The organism is Pedobacter punctiformis, from assembly GCF_027213715.1.
In the GTDB taxonomy this organism is placed as follows: domain Bacteria; phylum Bacteroidota; class Bacteroidia; order Sphingobacteriales; family Sphingobacteriaceae; genus Pedobacter; species Pedobacter punctiformis.
The window spans coordinates 496,165-514,483 of the sequence record NZ_JAPWGM010000001.1 but is presented as its reverse complement, the minus strand read 5'-3'; the positions used below and the strand labels follow the sequence as shown (position 1 = coordinate 514,483).

Here is an 18,319-nt window from a genome sequence, read left to right as displayed (position 1 = left end):
TCTTGTGTGGAATATTTTTTGTAAAATTAACAATTGTTAACCAAGTAAACTGTTAAAAAAACGTTAATACAGATGCGAAAGCTTGTTGGGGCCATTTATTTATTGTATTCGGCACTCGTATTTTTTGTGCTTATGGTAGTCGTTTGTCCCTTTATAATTTTAGCAACCACATTTTTAAAAGAAAAATCAGGTAAAAAAGTTTCTTTTATTTTTCTGAAATTTTGGGCCTGGGGTTTTAGTTTATTTACATTCTTATGGTTTACCAGCAATGGGAAATCAGAAGTTGATACCTCTAAATCTTATATTTATGTAGGCAATCACAGCTCTTTTTTAGATGCAGTTGCCATCGTAATTTCCATTCCACAGGCTTTTAGTCCACTGGGTAAAATTGAAATGCTTAAAGTGCCTGTATTTGGCTGGATTTACAAAAGATTGGTTGTTGTAATAGACCGGAGCAGCCGCGAAAGCCGGGATCACTCTGTGGCCGAACTTAGAAAAGATCTTGCTGATGGACAATCCATATTAATTTTTCCTGAAGGTACGATGAACAAAACGAGTAAGCCTTTAACGCCTTTTTTTGATGGGGCATTTCGTTTGGCTATTGAAACCCAAACGCCGGTATTGCCATTTGCAATTATGAACAGCAAAAAACATTTGCCCAGAACAGACCCTTTAATGCTTAATCCGGGGATTATAAATACCCGATTTGGAACGGCTATTGAAGTGAAAGGTTTGGTCGCAGAAGACCTTGAAATGCTAAAAGAAAAAACATACAACTCCATTCTGGCTTTGCTCAATCCAGTGTCACAATAAGGGAATTATAAAAACTGTAAAGTAAATTTTCTATCTTTGCACATGATTAAATCCATGACAGGATACGGCCTGGTAACAGCCGACTATGCTAATGCTAAATATAGTGTCGAAATAAAATCGCTCAACAGCAAATTTCTTGAGCTAAATTTAAAATATCCTAAAGCCTTTTCTGATAAAGAAATCATAATCCGCAATGTTTGCAGTAAAGATATTGAACGAGGAAAAGTTTCGTTGAGCATCAATGTAGAACGTTCTGCAGCTGAAGTTACGGGTGCTACTATTAATACCGCTTTGCTAACGCACTATTACAACCAGTTAACTGCCGTTAATGAAGAATTAAATGCAAACAGCAATAATTTATTGCAAACGGCTTTAACTTTTCCGGACGTAATTAATTATAAAGAGGAAAGTGTTAGTGAAGATGAGTGGAATCACTTATATCAGATCTTTACCGAAGCCCTTAACAATTTCAATAAGTTTAGAGAAGATGAAGGCACCGTTTTAAAAGCTGATCTGGAGTTAAGGATTAAAAACATTCTGTCTTATTTTAAATCGGTTGAAGCGCTTGAACCAAGACGATTAACGGCTATCCGCGAAAAATTCAGTCAGTTTTTGGATGATGCAGTTGGTAAAGTTAACATCGATCAAAACCGTTTTGAGCAGGAACTGATTTATTACATCGATAAAATAGACATTACCGAAGAAAAAACCCGTTTAAAAAGTCATTGTGATTACTTTTTGCAAACGCTAACCAGTAAAGAAGCAAACGGGAAAAAACTAGGTTTTATTTCGCAGGAAATTGGCCGTGAAATAAATACCATGGGTGCTAAGGCTAACGATGCACAAATACAGCAATTTGTGGTGGGTATGAAAGAAGAATTAGAAAAAATAAAAGAACAACTATTAAACGTATTATAAGCAGAAATGCTAAGAACTAAAGCAAAAATCTGCTTTGGTTTTTTAGCTTTTAGCTTTTAGCTTTCCAAATGAAACAAGGCAAATTAATTATATTTTCAGCACCATCAGGAGCAGGTAAAACCACAATTGTACACCATTTATTAAAAAAGTTTCCTGAACTGAGCTTTTCTATTTCCGCAACTACGCGTGAGTTAAGAGGTGCAGAAACACACGAAAACGATTACTATTTTATAAGTAAGGAAGAGTTTTTGCATAAAGTTGCCCGTCAGGAATTTGTAGAGTTTGAAGAAGTTTATAACGGAACTTTTTACGGAACATTACGTTCGGAAATTGAACGCATCTGGAATGAAGGCAAACATGTGATTTTTGATATAGATGTAGAAGGCGGAATTCGTTTGAAAAGAAAATATGAAGAAGATGCTTTAGCAATTTTTGTACAGCCACCATCTTTAGAAGTGCTAAAAGAACGTTTAAGTGGTCGTGGCACAGATAGCGCCGAAAAATTACAGGAACGTTTTATCAAGGCAGAAAAAGAGCTTCTTTACGCGGATAAATTTGATGTGATTTTAAAAAACTACGACTTAGCAGTCGCTTGTGCCGAAGCTGAAAAGTTAGTCGGCGATTTTATAAAGAAATAAAAATATAAATTGTCATTCTGAGCCTGACGAAGAATTTGTAAGTTGGAACAGAAGATTGAAATAAACATTTTGTTAAAGCAGGACTTATTGAAAGATTCTTCATTGCTTCCGGAATGACCTATATTGAAAATTAAAGTAATGGCAACTGCAAGGGGCAAATTTAAAACTGGCTTATTTTTCGGATCCTATAATCCAATTCATACCGGACATTTAATTATTGCCAATTACATGGCCAATCATACAGAGCTTAATGAAGTTTGGCTAATCGTTTCTCCGCACAATCCTTTAAAAGATAAGAGCGGATTAACCAATATGTACGATCGGCTGGAGATGGCAAAGCTGGCAACAGAGCATGCCGAAAATCTCCGGGTTAGCGATATCGAATTTGCTTTGCCGCAACCTTCTTACACCATCGATACTCTTACCTATCTTCATGAAAAGTATCCTGAAAAAGAGTTTGTGCTTATTATGGGCGCCGATAATTTAGTTTCGTTTAAGAAGTGGAAAAATTATGAAGTACTGCTTAAAAACTATCAGATTTTTGTTTACCCGCGTCCCGGAGCAAATGTAAGCGAATGGGAAAATCATCCGTCAATTACTTTTACCAACACTCCGTTGATGGAAATATCTTCAACTTTTATCCGGAAAGCAATTAAAGAAAAAAAGAATGTTCAGTTTTTCCTGCCTGATAAGGTTATCGCTTTTATTGAAGGAAAAGGAATGTATTTATAAGATGGACTTACGTTGATTAGTGTAATATAATTGTACAATCTTTAAATGGTTATTTTTTTTGGAAAGCAAAAGCTATGATGAAATTAACGTTCGCCTAGCTTTTCGCTAAATTTCCGATGAAAAACCGGAAGATACCGCTTCAATCCAGTTTAAATCTAAACGCTTGTAAAACTATTAAGGGTTATAATCCAATTGCGTTTATGTTTTGTAATTGACTGGTATTTTTTCTTTTTGACATCAAAAAAAGAAGCCCGCCTGGCAAAGGTATCGTATCTGTAAAATCAGCATCTAACAAAAAATCCTCTGATTTTTCAGAGGATTTTATATTTGAAATTTATAATACTACGACAATAAAAATATGGTCGGTTTTTTATGCAAATCAATTTCTTCTTTCCGCCAGTTGTAAATGCTTTGCGTTTTAATAAACTCATCTTCGCCCGTTAAATTGCAGGCCACGCAAAGTTGTGTACTGGGTTTACAGCTTTTTAAAATCTCTTCCATCATCTGGTTATTGCGGAAAGGCGTTTCGATAAACAGCTGCGTTTGTTTATAACGCGTGCCTGATAATTCAAGGTCTTTAATGCGTTTACTGCGTTGTTCTTTATCAATTGGCAGGTAACCCCAAAAAGTAAAGCTTTGTCCGTTAAAACCCGAAGCCATTAAAGCAAGCAGAATTGAACTTGGTCCAACCAAAGGCACAACCTTAATGCCGCGTTTATGTGCTTCGGCAACAATATCTGCTCCCGGATCTGCAATCCCAGGGCATCCGGCTTCGCTCATTAAACCAACATCTTTACCTTCTAAAAGCTCCTTAAAAAACGGAACCAGGCTCGAATTACGACTGTGCTTATCATAATCGTGCACAATTAAATCTTTTTGAGGAGTTTTTAATCCCGCTTCTTTCAAAAATCTTCGGGCGGTTTTACTGTTTTCTACAATATAGGTGTCAATCTGATTAATCGTATCAACCAAATAGGGGGTAAAGGTTTTATGTGCTGCCTCCTCTGCAAGAGGTACAGGAATAAGATATAAGGTGCCGTTCTGCATGCTGCAAAAATACTTACAAATTAGGTAACTTATGTTTTAAAGTTTAATCATTGTACAGTATTTTCTATTTTGTAAACAGATGTGTAGCAAATTTTATTTCTAAATGACTTATTTTCTGCACAATTAAATTTAATGTAAAACGTTAAAAATAAGTTAAAAAGCCCCTAGGAATACAATATTTAAAGGAAAGTAGCGAAACTATGCAAGCATATTAAACCTTAAATGATTTTGGTTCTCTAATTGATACACACATAACGTTAGGTTAATATAAAACACACAAATGAAAACACTTAAATCTACGGCACTTGTGCTGGGGCTCTTTGCGCTCCTTGCCGGAACCACAACCTTAGTCAGGGCGCAAGACTATCAAGATAACTACCAGGATGATGGATACAACACCGGGAATGTGTCTTTACAAACTTTTTATGATGAGCTTTCGCCTTATGGTACCTGGATTCAGGACCCCCAATATGGTTATGTTTGGCGTCCGGATGTAGATCAAAATGATTTCCGTCCGTATTATACAAACGGAAGATGGGCAATGACAGAATATGGCAATACCTGGGTTTCTAATTACGATTGGGGCTGGGCACCATTTCACTATGGCCGTTGGGTAATTAACAGCTACAGACAATGGATTTGGTTACCTGATACCAACTGGGGACCAGCGTGGGTAGACTGGAGAAGTGGAGATGGTTATTATGGTTGGGCACCAATGGCGCCAAGCATCAGCATTAATTTAAGCTTTGGCCGTCGTTATTCAGTTCCAGAATTTTGCTGGAACTTTATTCCGCAGTCAAATATCTACATCAATTCATTTCCAAGATATGATTATGGCCGTAACAATGTTTACATCCGTAATACAACCATCATAAACAACACTTATGTATACAACAAAAGAAGTTATTATGGAGGGCCAAGAATGGAAGACATCAGAAGGGCAACCAACCGTGATGTAAGGGTTTACCGTTTTGATCAAAGCAACAGACCGGGAGCAAGCAGGATAAGTGGCAGAGATGTTTCTATATACAGACCAAGAGTGGAAAGAAATGTAGATAACCGTAATGCTGCGCCTAGAAAATTTGAACAGGGTAATGCTGGCTTCAACAGAAATGGAAGAAATGCGGGTACAGATAATAACAACAATCGCGGTCAAAGAAACGTAGATAACAACGGTAGATTTGGACAACGAACCGATGGTCGCAATCCTCAAACAGGAAGCAGAGCAGATGGTAATGTAAACCGTGGTGGTGATAACCCTGCAAACAACAGAGGTGATGTATTTAACAGGGGTGCAAATGGCAGAACAGATCGTGTAGGTCAAAATAATGGCGATGCCAACCAAAGAAGCAGACAAGCGATGGAGCGTGGTCATGATCAGCGTACACAAGCGGATCAGAATGGCCAGCGCAACCAGCAGGAACGTTCTGCACAAATGGAACAGCAAAGACAGCAACGCAGTCAGCAGATGGATCAGCAAAGGCAACAACGTGATGCTCAGGATCAGCAACAAAGAGTACAGCGCAGCCAGCAACAACAGCAGGAACGTAGTGCACAAATGGAGCAACAGAGAGCACAACGTAACCAGCAAGTGCAACAGGCCCAGCAACAACGTTCGCAAATGGAAGAGCAACAACGTGCACAACGTGATGCCCAGGCGCAACAACAACGTAATCAACAGGCAGAACAGCAACGTGCACAGATGGATCAGCAAAGGCAACAACGCGATGCTCAGGCTCAGCAACAACGCCAGCAGCAACAGCAACAACGAATGGAAAGAACCAGAACTGAATCTGCACCGCAACAACAAAATCGTGGTGGTGGCGAAAGAAGCAGCTCAGAAGGTGGAAGACCATCCAGACCTGGAAGAGGATAAAATTAAAGTCCCGGTGAAAACCGGGACTTTTTTGTTTGTGCTTTACTGACCGGCCGCCTCGTGTAGATTTTTTAAATCCCGGCCTCTGAAAGTTGTTCTGGCATTCGGATGGAGTTCATCGGGATCCAGTAAAAAAGTTTCGATGCCCAATTCTAATGCAAATTTAATTTCTGATTCGGCATCGTCGCCAATAACTAAAATATCCTTTGGATTAAGATTATGCTTTTCAATCAAAGTTTTAAAAGCATCCTTCTTGTTTTGATCGGAGGTTGTGGCATCTACAACATAAACTTCCTCAAAATCGTCGGCTATCCCGAGCATTTTAACTTTGGTTGTTTGTTTTTTTAAAAAACCTGCAGTTACAATAAATTTTCTCCCTTTTAAAGCTTTAATATAATGGTAATCAGCAGATGGCATTAAAGGTTCAGTAACTTCGCCATTAATTAAAAACGTTATAGCCCGGTTGGTAGCTTCCTGTTTAAAGTTAAATTTTGCAGCCACTTTTTGAAAAGGTGTTCTCAGCATATCAGCCTTGGCCAGCAGAAATTCTTTTTTAGAAATGCCTAAATCTTCATTTTCGAGCAGGTTATACAAGCCACTCATTAATTGTTTTTCATTGGGCCTGGTAAAATAGATGGTATTATCTAAATCTATAAAAAATATACTTTTCATTAATGGAATGATTTATGTTATGAATATTAAACAAAACAACAAGTGCCAATTTAATGTTTATCAATAAAAATATTTAAGTTATGACAAAGGAAACAAAAATTATAGTAGGTGTATTAGCTGGTGCTGCACTAGGTGCAACAATCGCTTTGGCTTTATCTTCTGATTCTACAGACGATATAAAAGGTAAAGTATCTGATTGGTTTTGTGACCTTTTAGATTCATCAAAAGATAAATTGGCTGGTTTGGCAGATAAAGCTTCCGGAGTTGCGGATAAGGTTAAAGATAAAATAGCTGAAATAAAAGCTTAAATAATTGAAAATGCCGGATTTTTCCGGCATTTTTATTCAATTATAATTTCTAACCTCAATAAATGAAAATTGCTTTTCACGGCGCTGCCCGTACAGTTACAGGTAGCAAGCACCTTATAACGCTCAAAAACGAAACTCAAATTTTACTGGATTGTGGCCTTTTTCAAGGCATGGGTCGTATTACCGATAAACTGAATGGCTATTTTGGCTTCGATGCCGGAAAAGTAACTTACATGATTTTATCGCATGCGCACATAGACCATTGCGGTTTATTGCCCCGCCTTGTGGGAGAAGGTTTTCGCGGTAAAATATTCTGTACTTCCGCAACCATGGATTTAGCCAGAATTTTAATGATGGATTCGGCTAAAATACAAATGCAGGATGCTGAATACTCGAACCGTCACTTACGCCCCGGTGAGAAAAAGGAAGAACCACTTTATACTGATGAGGATGTCATTCAGGCGGTAAGCCAGATGACGATTGTAGAATATGAAAATGATTTCGAAATTGAACCCGGCATTCGTTTAAGGTTTACAGATGCGGGCCATATTTTAGGAAGCGCTGCAGTGCATTTAACAATTACCGAAGATGGCAAACAAACCAAAATCACTTTTAGTGGCGATGTTGGCCGTTATGGAGATTTACTGTTAAAAAGCCCACAACAATTTGATCAGGCAGACTACATTTTAATGGAATCTACTTATGGCGATTCTTTGCATAAAGATCTCGACCCTATTGAAGATATGCTGTTTGAAATCATTAATAATACCTGCAATATTAAAAAAGGGAAAGTGATTATTCCGGCATTTAGCGTTGGTCGTACACAAGAACTTTTATATGCTTTAAACGGACTGGAATTAAAAAATAAACTGCCCGATGTGCCTTATTATGTGGATAGTCCGCTATCTACCCAGGCAACAGAAATCTTAAAAAACCATCCCGAAGTTTATAACAACGGGGTTAAAGAAACTTTAAAAGTTGATCATGATGTATTTGCTTTTAAAGGATTAAGATTTATTGAAAGTGTTGAAGAATCGAAGGCTTTGAATGAAGATTCAAGACCTTGTGTAATTATTTCAGCCTCGGGCATGGCCGAAGCCGGAAGGGTAAAACACCACATCAAAAACAACATTGGTGATCAAAAAAATACCATTTTAATGGTTGGTTATTGTGAACCTTCTTCTTTAGGGGGCAGATTAATGGCCGGTCAAAAGGTAGTGGATATTTTTCATGATGATTACGAGGTTAAGGCCGAAGTAAGGTCCATCAAATCAATGAGTGCGCACGGAGATTACGAAGATTTACTGAACTTTTTATCCGGGCAAAACCCTGACCTGGTTAAGCAATTATTTTTGGTGCATGGAGAATATGAAGTGCAGCAACATTTTGCAGCCAGATTAAAAGATCATGGATTTAAAAATGTTGTCATTCCCGATTATCATCAGGAATTCGATTTAGGATAATTCAAAACTTTCCTGTACAGGCACGAAGCAATCTCAAAACAGCAGGTTTTTGTAACCCTGGTTAAGTAGATTGCTTCGTGTCTTTCAACAACGATACTGCTAAAAATTTGATTTTGGCCTTCCGCCTTATCTTTCAGCTTTCCTGCCTATCTTTGCCTCATGGATGTTTTTGGTAAAGCTTTAACCGATATTTACAGAACAGGCGAAGCCGATATACTTTGGTTACATAATTCTTACGGCGAACCGGAAGAAATGCCGCTGGAATTTTTCTTTAGAGATGATGAAGATATGCCCGTGCTGGAACTTCAGGCTTTACACCTGTGCGAAGGAAAAGTTTTGGATATTGGAGCCGGAGTTGGAAGCCATGCTTTACTTTTACAAGCTTTTAATATGGATGTAACCGCTATCGATGTATCAGAAGCTGCGGTGAGCATCATGAAAGACCGGGGTGTAAAAAAAGCAATCCTGCAGGATATTTATACTTACCAGGAAAAATTCGACAGCATTATTATGTTGATGAATGGCATTGGTTTAACCGGGACGCTTCCTGGTTTTAAAACGTTTCTAACAGATGTTAAAAGACTCTTAAATCCCGGCGGTCAGCTCATTTTCGATTCTTCAGATATTGCCTATTTATATGAAGATATGCCCAAACCGCAAAATCAATATTATGGTGAAGTATCTTACCAATATGAATACAAAGGCGAAAAAGGCAACTGGTTTAACTGGCTTTATATTGATCAGGAAACCATTAAAACCATAGCAAAAGAAACCGGCTGGAATTGTGAACTGATCTTTGATGACGGCGAAGATCAATATTTAGTCAAATTAACGCTGGCGCAATAATTTGAAAGTCATAAAGGCTAAGCCCCCGCTCTTTTAACTCAACAGGCTCATAAATTTGTTTAAACATATGAGCACAGCAAAAATTAAATTAAGCGTATTAGATCAGTCACCGGTACGGAAAGGGGTAAGTGCCCGCCGGGCGATTGAGGAAACAACGCTGTTGGCACAGGAAACAGAAAGATTGGGTTATCATCGTTTCTGGGTTTCTGAGCATCACAATACCACCAGTTTGGCAGGTTCAACGCCAGAAATTCTAATTGCGCATTTGGCAAATCACACCAAAACATTAAGAATTGGTTCGGGTGGGATTATGTTACCCAACCATAGTGCTTTAAAAGTTGCAGAAAGCTTCCGTTTACTGGAAATTATGCATCCCGGCCGGATAGATTTAGGAATGGGAAGAGCACCTGGAACCGACAGGATCACGGCTTCCATGTTAAATCCATCAAATAATTTCAGCGAGCAGGATTTTGTGGTGCAACTTCAGGATTTGCATAATTATTTGCACGATTCTCCGGAAGAAGGAACCATTCAGACCAAAATTAAAGCCATTCCCATTGCAGAAACGGTACCACAGCAATGGTTGTTAAGCAGCAGTGGGCAAAGTGCTTTATTTGCATCTCATTTTGGAATGGGTTTTTCTTTTGCACATTTTATTAATCCCCATGGCGGCCCGCAAGCGGTTCAGTATTATCGCGAACATTTTAAACCTTCGATCGACTTACCAAAACCAGAAGAAAATGTAGCTTTTTTTGTTTTCTGTTCAGAAGATGAAGAAAAAGTAAAGCAACAGGAAGCATTAATGTCGTACCGTTTTCTGCAACTAGAAAAGGGTGGGGGTTTAACTTCAGTAGGTTGGGAAGATATAAAAAATGTGACTTATAATTTTGCCGAGCAGGAAAGAATAAATGCAAATAAGCCGAGAATGATTTATGGAACGCCGGATGTAATTAAGGAAAAATTGACAAAACTGGCTTTAGATTATGATGTAAATGAACTGATGGCGGTTACCATTACTGAACATTTTGAAGATCGCATAAAATCATATCAGTTACTGGCCGACTTATTTTTATAACCATTGAAAAGGGGGACTACAATATTCGAAAGAATTAATGTTGAGCTTGTAATTTTTGATTGAATTTAACAATCAGGTTAAATAAACTATGGTATCGGGTAAGCGGTAACGTTTCAGGCTTGTCATACACATCATGATAAGCTGAAATACCGCCCTGCGTATAAAAGAAAAATGCAGGTACGCCTTTCTCTGTAAAGAAATAATGGTCACTGTTGGCCGCTTTTCCTCTTGAATTTATTTTTGATATGAGCTTATATTCATTGTTAATTTCGTTTAACATGGTAAATGCCTTTGGATAAACACTGGCATTCACAACGGTCATTCCAGCTTCTCCGGTACCCACTAAATCAAGGTTAATCAGAAACTTAATGTTGCTTAAAGGGATAAGCGGATTTTCGACAAAATATCTGGAGCCTAATAAACCGGCTTCTTCGCCAGCAAAGCAAATAAACCCGATTGAATAAGGCTGCGGGTTGGCGGCGTAGTATTTTGCCAGACTTAATAAGGTAGCAATGCCTGCAGCATTATCGTTAGCACCCGGGAAATAGGTGTTTGCACCCATGCCACCTAAATGATCATAATGTGCCGTAATCATTAAAACAGAATCGGGAAATTGAGTTCCTTTTACAAAACCACAAATGTTGGCCGCCTTAAAATCGTCAATAAATTTATTTTCTACATCAACATTAATTTTATTTGGTATGGCTTTAAATGTTTTGCGGTTGAGTTCAATTGTGGTTATTTCAGAAACTTCGGTAGCGACAGACCAGGTTAGCTTATTTTTTAACAGCAAGACTAAATCAGACGAGGATTGAAATTTTAAACTATCGATTTGGACCAGTTTATCTTTTTTCTTTAAACCGGGACTTTCATTGGTAACCAAAAAATCCACACCGGGTTTAAGTTTTTTGCCATTTAACTCGACGATCATTTTACCCGGGAAAGTATTTACAGGATAACTGAAAGTTTGTTTGTAATCATTTCCCATTGGCAATAAGCCAATGCTTTTGTAATTAAGGGCAATAAAATCGCCTGCTTTGGCCATCCCATCCTTGATATAACCCCGGCCCCAAAATGTTTTGGATGTTAAGGTATCCACTATCTTCCGGGTGTAGGTAGAATCCTGTGCAAAACTGTAAGTAGAGGATAGTAAAAGGAAAAAAATTAAAAGCTTTCTCATGGATTTAAATATCGCTCAATTTAATCATTAAGCTTATAAACCAAAAACGCCACTCTATACAAATAGAATGGCGCTTTTAAGATATTAATTCAATTACTTAACCAGATAAGGTTGTAAAGCTGTTTTTACCTTTTCTTTATTTTGAGTTGATGTCCATTTTTCTTTTATAGACTGATCTCCAAGGCTGAATAATGTTTCATAAAGCAATTTGCCATTCGCCATTGTTTTAACTTTAAAGGTATTGTTAGAACCAATGATATCGGCCCAAACATTGCGAACATCAGCCCAATAAGTATGCTGACTTGCCCACCATTTTTGAGCGTAAGCAAAAACTTTTGGATCGATTTTAGTAAATTCTTCATAACCTTTTTCTACAGCCAGTAATTTATCACCTGCTGGGCTACGAACAATTTTTTTATTATCCTGCTCAAACATCCAGCCTTTTGGAGTGATCGTAATTCTGCTGCCACGGTTTAAAACATTATAATCTTTGCGCACTGTAGATTCTCTTCTTGGGAGTGGAGAATCGGTTTGGCTTTGCCACGAATCATGACCACCAACATGGCTCCATGTTCCGTAACCCTGGTAGCGTGGGCTATCATCAACCTGATAAACTTTTTGTGTCCAGGTTCCTTTTACATCAGCAGGCGTTAATTTACCTTTCTTCCATGCATTATCCTGTGTGTAAAGCATAATGTCTGTATCTTCATAAGTCCAGTCCTGACGCCAGTGCTTAATCACGGTGGTATCGTTTATGGCCAGCATGTGCTGAATTACGATTCGTTTAGGTTCATCCACGATAATTTCTGCCCACTCACTGCCATGACTTTCATAAGGCTTACTAAATTTATAGGCAGTATCTGGTGCTGTAACCTCACCATAATTGAAATTTACTTCATAGAAACCAGCTAATGATTTTATTGCTTTTCTATCTTGCTCTAATTTACTTTGAGCATTTGCTTTAACAGTAACCAATCCTGTTAAGACTAAAATTAGGTTTAAAAATTTCATTATTATTTTATTTTAGTGTTATTTAGTTTCCGCTGCTGCGGGTGTTTTTTTCTTTTTCTTTTTGCCCCACCAGATGATAAATCCGGTGATGGGTAAACTTGCTGCAATCAGGCTGGCTATAAAGGCTAAGATTTTTCCGGGTAAGCCTAAAATTGCACCTACATGGATATCGTAGTTCATGCCGATTATTTTCTCTCCGGCATTTTTTTCTGAATAATTTCTGCGGTTCAGTAACTTTCCTGAATATTGGTCAAATTGTAATTCGTCGTAATCATAATACGTTTCTCCGCCACGATAGCCACTTGCATAAATTACGGCGCTGCCGCCGCCAATGGCCGGAGACATGCCAATGCGATCTGCATCTTTAAACTTTTGCTTAGCTTGCTCAAATGCAATGTCGAAAGGATTTATAATACTGGTTTGTGTAGAATCTGATTTTCCGGTAACCAATGGAGGTGGGGTAATGCTTCTGGAGGCCACCACATAAACTGTAGTCTGAAACCATTTAAAAGCCCACACCATACCCGTTAGTGCTAGCACCAGGCAAATTAACATCGCATAAAAGCCGGGCACATTGTGTAAATCGTAATTAACCCGTTTAAATTTGGCTTTCCATTTTATTTTAAAACTCTTATCAAAATTTGATTTCCTGAGATTTTTTGGCCACCACATAATCATCCCGGTAATCAGCAGGATCACAAAAATAAAGGTAGACCAGCCAATAATTTGTTGTCCGATTGGGTGATTAATTAACAAACTCCAGTGCAGCATTTTAATGATGTTAAAGAAGTTGTACTTATAATCTGATACCAGCGTTACCTTACCCGTATATGGATTTACCAAAACCATATCGTAATAAGCTACAGCATCGAAATAGAAAAAGGCTTTCGGATCCCCACCTTTAAAGGTGCCAAATTCCCAGGCCCTTTCAGGTTCTTTGTAAGTAGATAAAAAACCTATTTTTTTTCCATTGCCAAGTGCCTTTTCGGCATTTGCAGTTAACACACTTAGGGGCAATGTTTTTGGATTTACCGGAACCTGTACAAAAAATTCTTTACGATGGATAGTCTCTGTAATTTCTTTTTGAAAAACGAAAATGCAGCCTGTTATGGCAATAATTATGACAATTAAACTGGATGTTATGCCGAGCCATAAATGTAACCAATCGCTAATCCTTCTGAATCTGGATTTTTTGGATTTTGCTTTTGGATTTTGTTTTGTAGTTGCCATTAAATGCTGCTTAATAAAAAGACCAATTGACTTTAAAAAGCCAACTGGTTGAAATTAGGGGTATATTATTTTATTTAACCTTGGTAAAATAAGTTACCAAGTGCCAAACCTTATCGTAGCTTTTATCATGTAAAGTACCAGGTGTTTTATCTTCGGTAAAAGCCTCCAGGAAATAGTTTCCTTTTTGTGCTGGTTTAAAAGTATACTTTCCTGTTGCATCGGTTTCAATCTCTTCTTTTTTCCAGTCAGGATTGACAATACTTATTTTTTGCTTTGCAAAAGGCGCTTTATTGTAAATCAATTCATGTGTGGTTGTTTCACCAGCTTTTAAAGCATTTTTCTCAGGCCTGATGGTTAAAAGTGCATTTGCAGGGAAAATTGAATTATTTTTTTCATTTCCAACGGTTACATCGGCAAAAGCATAATATTCGATTTTGGCATGTTCATAAATGTCTTTTACTTCATGCACGATTGATAGTTTATAGGTTCCATCCTGATCCGGTGTAAAGCTCGTTTTAAAGAAAAGTACATCAGGTGTTGCTGTTAAAACTTTTGTGCTACCATTTGGAGCGGTTAAAACCAGGTTAAATTCTTTTAGGTTACTGAACCATTTTTTAGCAGAATCTGGTTCTTTAGATTCATATTCTCCAAAAAAGACTTTTACTTCCTGAGCCTGGCCTTTTTTTCCTGTCGAAGCAGTTTCTATCCACAAGGCATGTGCGAAGGTACTGGAAACACTGAATGCAATCAGTAAGAGTAATAGAGAGATTTTAGTTTTCATAATTCTAAGATTATAGGGTTAAACGTCAGCGGCAGCTATCTGAAAACTGCCACTAATCTGTTGTTAAAATTTATAGGCTATACTTAATCTGTAATTTCTAGGTGCTTCTGCCTGGGTGTAATACGCATTTAACCATTGGTAATAAGATCCGCTGAACAGGTATTTATCCAGCATATTAAAAACATTACCTGTAATTTTGAACTTAGAACGCTCGTAAAATAAGCCCCCATCCAGTTTAAAGTAATTTGGTAGCTTTTGCAGTCCAACACTCCATGTATCCGTAGCACGATCAGCCAAATAGGTAAAACCCGCTGAAATACCTGAACCTTTAAGCACACCATCCTGAAGGGTATAGGTTAACCATGCATTTGATACATGTTTAGAAAAACCAGGAACCACACTTCCTTCTACAACACCTATTGCTCCAGGATTTACCTTTGTTACTTTAGCATCCGTATAAGCATAGTTTGCAATTAAGGTTAAGCCATCCGTAATTTTACCTCTTAAGTCAAACTCTATACCTTGAGCAGTTTTTTCGCCCAGAGCGATGCTTACACCAGAGTTTGGATTGCCATAAGTTGCCAGTTCATTTCTTTTAATAATTTTATAGGCCGACAGTGTTGTATTCCATTTTCCATCAAACCAGTCTTTTTTAAGTCCAATTTCATAGTTTGTTCCTGTAATAGGCTCAACTTTACTTCCATCATAAGTTTTTCCACTTTGTGGTATAAATGCTTCATCATAGACTGCATAAGCCGAAGTATTTTTATCTATAGATATACTTAACCCGGCACGTGGTGTAAAATGTTTAGCTTTATCAGATGGGCCACCCCATGCAGATTGACTTACATAAGTGTATCGGCCGGCTAATGTTAAGCGAACCATATTATTGAAGAAACCCAATTCATCCTGCAGGTATCCACTCAGGTATTTAGAATCCATTAACCCTCCGGCAGTGAGCGCTCTTTGAGATAATGGTGTAACGCGGTCAAATTGTGGATAGCCATTAGATGGAAAGCCATAATCAGGATTGTTTAGGTTGAAAGGAGAAGAAGCCAGATCTAAATCATGAGATTGACCCCAGTCTGCCATGTAATTTTTCTTTCCTCCGTCAAATCCCGTTAAAATTCTATGGTTGATACCCCCTGTTTTAACTTGGCCATTAATAAATAACTGAGCCAGCTTCATGCTGCTTTCTGCATCCCAGATGCCCACATTTCTGATTACCGTATTATTAGCATTAACTGCTGATGGCCATGAACTGTATCCTGTTTGAAGATATTTGAAATACGCTGCCTGAGCAGTTAATTTCCAGGTATCACTAAAGTTGTGCTGCAGGTTTAAGAATAAGCTATGATCTTTTATACGGGTTGATGGTAATCCGGGTTGGGTCATGGTAAATTCACGTGGAAGTATTGCGTAACCACCGGGAGCAAAAACATAGTAAGAACCAACTTCAGTCATCTTCGCATTTTGTAAAGTATACTCTGCTGTTAACTTTGTTTTGTTGGTGATCTGATAGCTTAAAACCGGGGCAAAACTATAGCGGTCATTTTGTTCGTAAGGTCTGAATGAGGCTTTATTTTGAACGGCTGCATTTAAACGGAATAATAACTTTCCATCTTCGGTTAGTTTATGGTCAAAATCTACTGTGGTTCTGTATAAATCGTAACTTCCTGCCGTAAACGAAACTTCGCCTCTGTTAAAACCAGTAGGTTTTTTAGTTACCACATTGTACATTCCGCTTGGATCGCCATTACTTAGCATAAACCCGGCAGGTCCTTTCACAAATTCAACATGATCAACAAAGCTCATGTCTTCCGTAAGTGGGCCCCAATAAGATGAAACAACATTAAAGCCGTTGCGCATAGCCTGAATTTGCGAACCTCTCATGGTTATATTGGTATACATGTCTCCCCAGTGTTCTAACCTCACAGCGCCACTCACATTTCTGATCAAACCATCACTCATGCTAATGATTTGTTGATCTTTAATTACCTGATCACTAACAATCTGTATATTTTGCGGTGCTTCCAGTAAAGGCTCATTTAGCCTTAATGATGCAGATGGTAAACTAATCTTGTACTTATTGTTTTTACCGGCGATGGTTACTTCCTGTAAAGCCTGATTATTTTCAACCAAAGTAAAATCAATTATTTTACTCTCTCCTGCGGCAATGGTAACCGTTTTTTCTGCCGGATTAATACCAACCGCTGATGCTTTAATGGTATAGGTGCCGGGTTTTATACGATGAATGGTATAAAAGCCATTATCGTCTGTGGTATTACCCGAATTGTAGCCTTTTAAGCCAATAGAAATAAAAGAGGCAGGTTTGCCATCAGAAGTGGTTACTTTTCCCTTTATGGTCGAAAATTGCTGTGAAAATGCAATGGTACTTAAAGTAGAAAGAAGAAGAGTTAAACTGAAAAGTATAATTTTACGCATGTTTGTTTTTATTTGGATTAATTCTAAACAGCCGCAAAATAACGGCACAGAAATTTATAATCCAAATTATTTTGATTAATTCTAAATAAGGAAGGTGTATTTAACATTTCATTTTGAGAAATGCATCAGAAACCAAACTAAAATAGGTTAAATCAAACTGTGGAAAAGATTTAACAGAAATGCTGAAATACTTTAAGAGAATTTTAATTTGGGGAGAGGGGGCAGGAGAGATCATAGAAGAATTACCATCTGTCAGCTTTTTAAAATTAGCAGGACTGACAGATGGTAATATTAAGTCTTTATTGAATTTTAATTACCTGCAAAGTCAATGGTCTTTCTGTATCATTTGCCGGATTTGATAAACCAGCACAAATTACATCGTAATGGTATCCTGCAGTTAAAATAGCACCTGCAAGTGTGGCTTTTACTGTTAAGCCTCCAGTTTCTTTTGCATCAAAAGCGTAAGAGCCAGCATCTACTGCAATGAAATTACTTATAGCTTTATAAGCTTTGTTGCTGATTAAAGCGGAAGTGCTGCCTGTTTTTGCTAAATCCAGGGCTGTGGCAGCATCCGGGGCTAAATTAATAAAACGGATATAAGCTTTGCTGGCATCCGGAATACTTAAATCATCTGTTGTTAATAAACCATCCAGCTGCCCGGGTTTATTAAGCAGGTAAAAAGAAGAGTAAATGCTTTGTGCAAGGCTAATATCTTTACTAAACAAGCTTTCAGTAGAATTTGCTGTTGTAAATTTGATACTGTAAGCGCCGGGTAATCCCGATTTATAGGTCGAAGCGCCTGTAAAAGGAAGCGCAACCGTATTAATTGGAGTGCCGCCTAAATAAACATTATAGGTTGCAGAAGCTGGTGAAGCATTTATAACTCTTAAACTTGTAGTGGGTGTATCTGATGGTTCTGTTTTTTGGCATGAAAATAGCGAAACAATCGTGAGGAGTAAAAGAAACGATTGGAGGGTTAATCTTTTAAAAAGTGTAAAATTTTTCATAATTCTTTTTAGGGTTAATTGGAAATGACTTATGCTGATAAAACGATAGTCGGATGATATTCGCTACAGCTATGCAAATATTGTGTTTAAGCACTATTGGCTGGTGTTAAATGATGTTAAGCAGGTGTTAAATTTTTCTGCATTTTTAACATTTTTAATCAGATCAGCATGATAGGAAGACTTTTAGTCAGATTAATCCAATAAAAATCAATACAAATGATAAAAAAATGAGCATAATATTGTGGAACTCGATTTTTATTTAAACCTTTGCACCTCA

17 protein-coding genes are annotated in these 18,319 nt (G+C 37.7%); 9 read left to right on the top strand and 8 right to left on the bottom strand.

Annotated elements, in window-relative coordinates; genetic code table 11:
- Positions 1-72: 72 nt before the first annotated feature.
- From O0955_RS02310 to nadD, 4 genes are all read left to right on the top strand, one after another.
- Positions 73-813, top strand: a complete 741-nt coding sequence (locus O0955_RS02310) for a lysophospholipid acyltransferase family protein (protein ID WP_269425914.1) — start codon at positions 73-75, stop codon at positions 811-813.
- Positions 814-867: 54 nt separating this feature from the next.
- Positions 868-1,731: a YicC/YloC family endoribonuclease gene (locus O0955_RS02305; protein ID WP_269425913.1), complete on the top strand. Its 864-nt coding sequence runs from the start codon at positions 868-870 to the stop codon at positions 1,729-1,731.
- A 68-nt stretch (positions 1,732-1,799) separates the two neighbouring features.
- A complete protein-coding gene (gene gmk / locus O0955_RS02300; protein WP_269425912.1) occupies positions 1,800-2,369 on the top strand; it encodes a guanylate kinase in 570 nt (189 codons plus the stop codon).
- 138 nt (positions 2,370-2,507) lie between these two features.
- Positions 2,508-3,101, top strand: a complete 594-nt coding sequence (gene nadD, locus O0955_RS02295) for a nicotinate (nicotinamide) nucleotide adenylyltransferase (RefSeq protein ID WP_269425911.1) — start codon at positions 2,508-2,510, stop codon at positions 3,099-3,101.
- A 342-nt stretch (positions 3,102-3,443) separates the two neighbouring features.
- Here nadD and O0955_RS02290 read toward each other — a convergent pair whose 3' ends face one another.
- Entirely contained in the window at positions 3,444-4,148 is a 705-nt protein-coding gene (locus O0955_RS02290; protein WP_269425910.1) for an SAM-dependent methyltransferase, read from the bottom strand.
- 280 nt (positions 4,149-4,428) lie between these two features.
- Here O0955_RS02290 and O0955_RS02285 point away from each other — a divergent pair, with 280 nt between their 5' ends.
- Complete coding sequence (locus O0955_RS02285; RefSeq protein ID WP_269425909.1) at positions 4,429-6,024, top strand: DUF6600 domain-containing protein; 1,596 nt, start codon at positions 4,429-4,431, stop codon at positions 6,022-6,024.
- 42 nt (positions 6,025-6,066) lie between these two features.
- Here O0955_RS02285 and O0955_RS02280 read toward each other — a convergent pair whose 3' ends face one another.
- The gene (locus O0955_RS02280) at positions 6,067-6,696 is read right to left on the bottom strand and encodes an HAD family hydrolase (protein ID WP_269425908.1); all 630 of its coding nucleotides are present in this window, start codon (positions 6,694-6,696) and stop codon (positions 6,067-6,069) included.
- An 80-nt stretch (positions 6,697-6,776) separates the two neighbouring features.
- Between O0955_RS02280 and O0955_RS02275 the strand changes: the two genes are divergently transcribed.
- The 4 genes from O0955_RS02275 to O0955_RS02260 all read left to right on the top strand — a co-directional run bounded on the left by O0955_RS02275 (position 6,777) and on the right by O0955_RS02260 (position 10,388).
- Positions 6,777-7,004, top strand: a complete 228-nt coding sequence (locus O0955_RS02275; protein WP_131536425.1) for a YtxH domain-containing protein — start codon at positions 6,777-6,779, stop codon at positions 7,002-7,004.
- A 62-nt stretch (positions 7,005-7,066) separates the two neighbouring features.
- On the top strand, positions 7,067-8,467 hold the full coding sequence (locus O0955_RS02270; protein ID WP_269425907.1) for an MBL fold metallo-hydrolase RNA specificity domain-containing protein: 1,401 nt from the start codon (positions 7,067-7,069) through the stop codon (positions 8,465-8,467).
- A gap of 159 nt (positions 8,468-8,626) precedes the next feature.
- Complete coding sequence (locus O0955_RS02265) at positions 8,627-9,313, top strand: class I SAM-dependent methyltransferase (RefSeq protein ID WP_269425906.1); 687 nt, start codon at positions 8,627-8,629, stop codon at positions 9,311-9,313.
- A 67-nt stretch (positions 9,314-9,380) separates the two neighbouring features.
- A complete protein-coding gene (locus O0955_RS02260) occupies positions 9,381-10,388 on the top strand; it encodes an LLM class flavin-dependent oxidoreductase (protein WP_269425905.1) in 1,008 nt (335 codons plus the stop codon).
- A gap of 34 nt (positions 10,389-10,422) precedes the next feature.
- Here the strand turns inward: O0955_RS02260 and O0955_RS02255 are convergent, their stop codons facing one another.
- The 6 genes from O0955_RS02255 to O0955_RS02230 form a co-directional block, all read right to left on the bottom strand.
- A complete protein-coding gene (locus O0955_RS02255; protein WP_269425904.1) occupies positions 10,423-11,568 on the bottom strand; it encodes a M28 family metallopeptidase in 1,146 nt (381 codons plus the stop codon).
- Between the two features lie 93 nt (positions 11,569-11,661).
- Positions 11,662-12,579 carry a DUF6607 family protein gene (locus O0955_RS02250; protein WP_269425903.1) on the bottom strand — a complete coding sequence of 306 codons (918 nt, stop codon included), beginning with the start codon at positions 12,577-12,579 and terminating at the stop codon, positions 11,662-11,664.
- 18 nt (positions 12,580-12,597) lie between these two features.
- A complete protein-coding gene (locus O0955_RS02245) occupies positions 12,598-13,809 on the bottom strand; it encodes a PepSY-associated TM helix domain-containing protein (protein WP_269425902.1) in 1,212 nt (403 codons plus the stop codon).
- 70 nt (positions 13,810-13,879) lie between these two features.
- The gene (locus O0955_RS02240) at positions 13,880-14,590 is read right to left on the bottom strand and encodes a DUF4198 domain-containing protein (protein WP_269425901.1); all 711 of its coding nucleotides are present in this window, start codon (positions 14,588-14,590) and stop codon (positions 13,880-13,882) included.
- Between the two features lie 63 nt (positions 14,591-14,653).
- Positions 14,654-17,035, bottom strand: a complete 2,382-nt coding sequence (locus O0955_RS02235; protein ID WP_269425900.1) for a TonB-dependent receptor — start codon at positions 17,033-17,035, stop codon at positions 14,654-14,656.
- Positions 17,036-17,334: 299 nt separating this feature from the next.
- Entirely contained in the window at positions 17,335-18,042 is a 708-nt protein-coding gene (locus O0955_RS02230) for a DUF4397 domain-containing protein (RefSeq protein WP_269425899.1), read from the bottom strand.
- Between the last annotated feature and the right edge of the window lie 277 nt (positions 18,043-18,319).

Bases quoted from the DNA above. Each gene is read 5' to 3' on its own strand.
- O0955_RS02250 (WP_269425903.1), bottom strand. From the start codon at position 12,579: ATGAAATTTTTAAACCTAATTTTAGTCTTAACAGGATTGGTTACTGTT.
- O0955_RS02255 (WP_269425904.1), bottom strand. From the start codon at position 11,568: ATGAGAAAGCTTTTAATTTTTTTCCTTTTACTATCCTCTACTTACAGT.
- O0955_RS02245 (WP_269425902.1), bottom strand. From the start codon at position 13,809: ATGGCAACTACAAAACAAAATCCAAAAGCAAAATCCAAAAAATCCAGA.
- O0955_RS02265 (WP_269425906.1), top strand. From the start codon at position 8,627: ATGGATGTTTTTGGTAAAGCTTTAACCGATATTTACAGAACAGGCGAA.
- O0955_RS02230 (WP_269425899.1), bottom strand. From the start codon at position 18,042: ATGAAAAATTTTACACTTTTTAAAAGATTAACCCTCCAATCGTTTCTT.
- O0955_RS02270 (WP_269425907.1), top strand. From the start codon at position 7,067: ATGAAAATTGCTTTTCACGGCGCTGCCCGTACAGTTACAGGTAGCAAG.
- O0955_RS02290 (WP_269425910.1), bottom strand. From the start codon at position 4,148: ATGCAGAACGGCACCTTATATCTTATTCCTGTACCTCTTGCAGAGGAG.
- gmk (WP_269425912.1), top strand. From the start codon at position 1,800: ATGAAACAAGGCAAATTAATTATATTTTCAGCACCATCAGGAGCAGGT.
- O0955_RS02285 (WP_269425909.1), top strand. From the start codon at position 4,429: ATGAAAACACTTAAATCTACGGCACTTGTGCTGGGGCTCTTTGCGCTC.
- O0955_RS02310 (WP_269425914.1), top strand. From the start codon at position 73: ATGCGAAAGCTTGTTGGGGCCATTTATTTATTGTATTCGGCACTCGTA.
- O0955_RS02280 (WP_269425908.1), bottom strand. From the start codon at position 6,696: ATGAAAAGTATATTTTTTATAGATTTAGATAATACCATCTATTTTACC.
- O0955_RS02240 (WP_269425901.1), bottom strand. From the start codon at position 14,590: ATGAAAACTAAAATCTCTCTATTACTCTTACTGATTGCATTCAGTGTT.
- O0955_RS02305 (WP_269425913.1), top strand. From the start codon at position 868: ATGACAGGATACGGCCTGGTAACAGCCGACTATGCTAATGCTAAATAT.
- nadD (WP_269425911.1), top strand. From the start codon at position 2,508: ATGGCAACTGCAAGGGGCAAATTTAAAACTGGCTTATTTTTCGGATCC.
- O0955_RS02235 (WP_269425900.1), bottom strand. From the start codon at position 17,035: ATGCGTAAAATTATACTTTTCAGTTTAACTCTTCTTCTTTCTACTTTA.
- O0955_RS02275 (WP_131536425.1), top strand. From the start codon at position 6,777: ATGACAAAGGAAACAAAAATTATAGTAGGTGTATTAGCTGGTGCTGCA.
- O0955_RS02260 (WP_269425905.1), top strand. From the start codon at position 9,381: ATGAGCACAGCAAAAATTAAATTAAGCGTATTAGATCAGTCACCGGTA.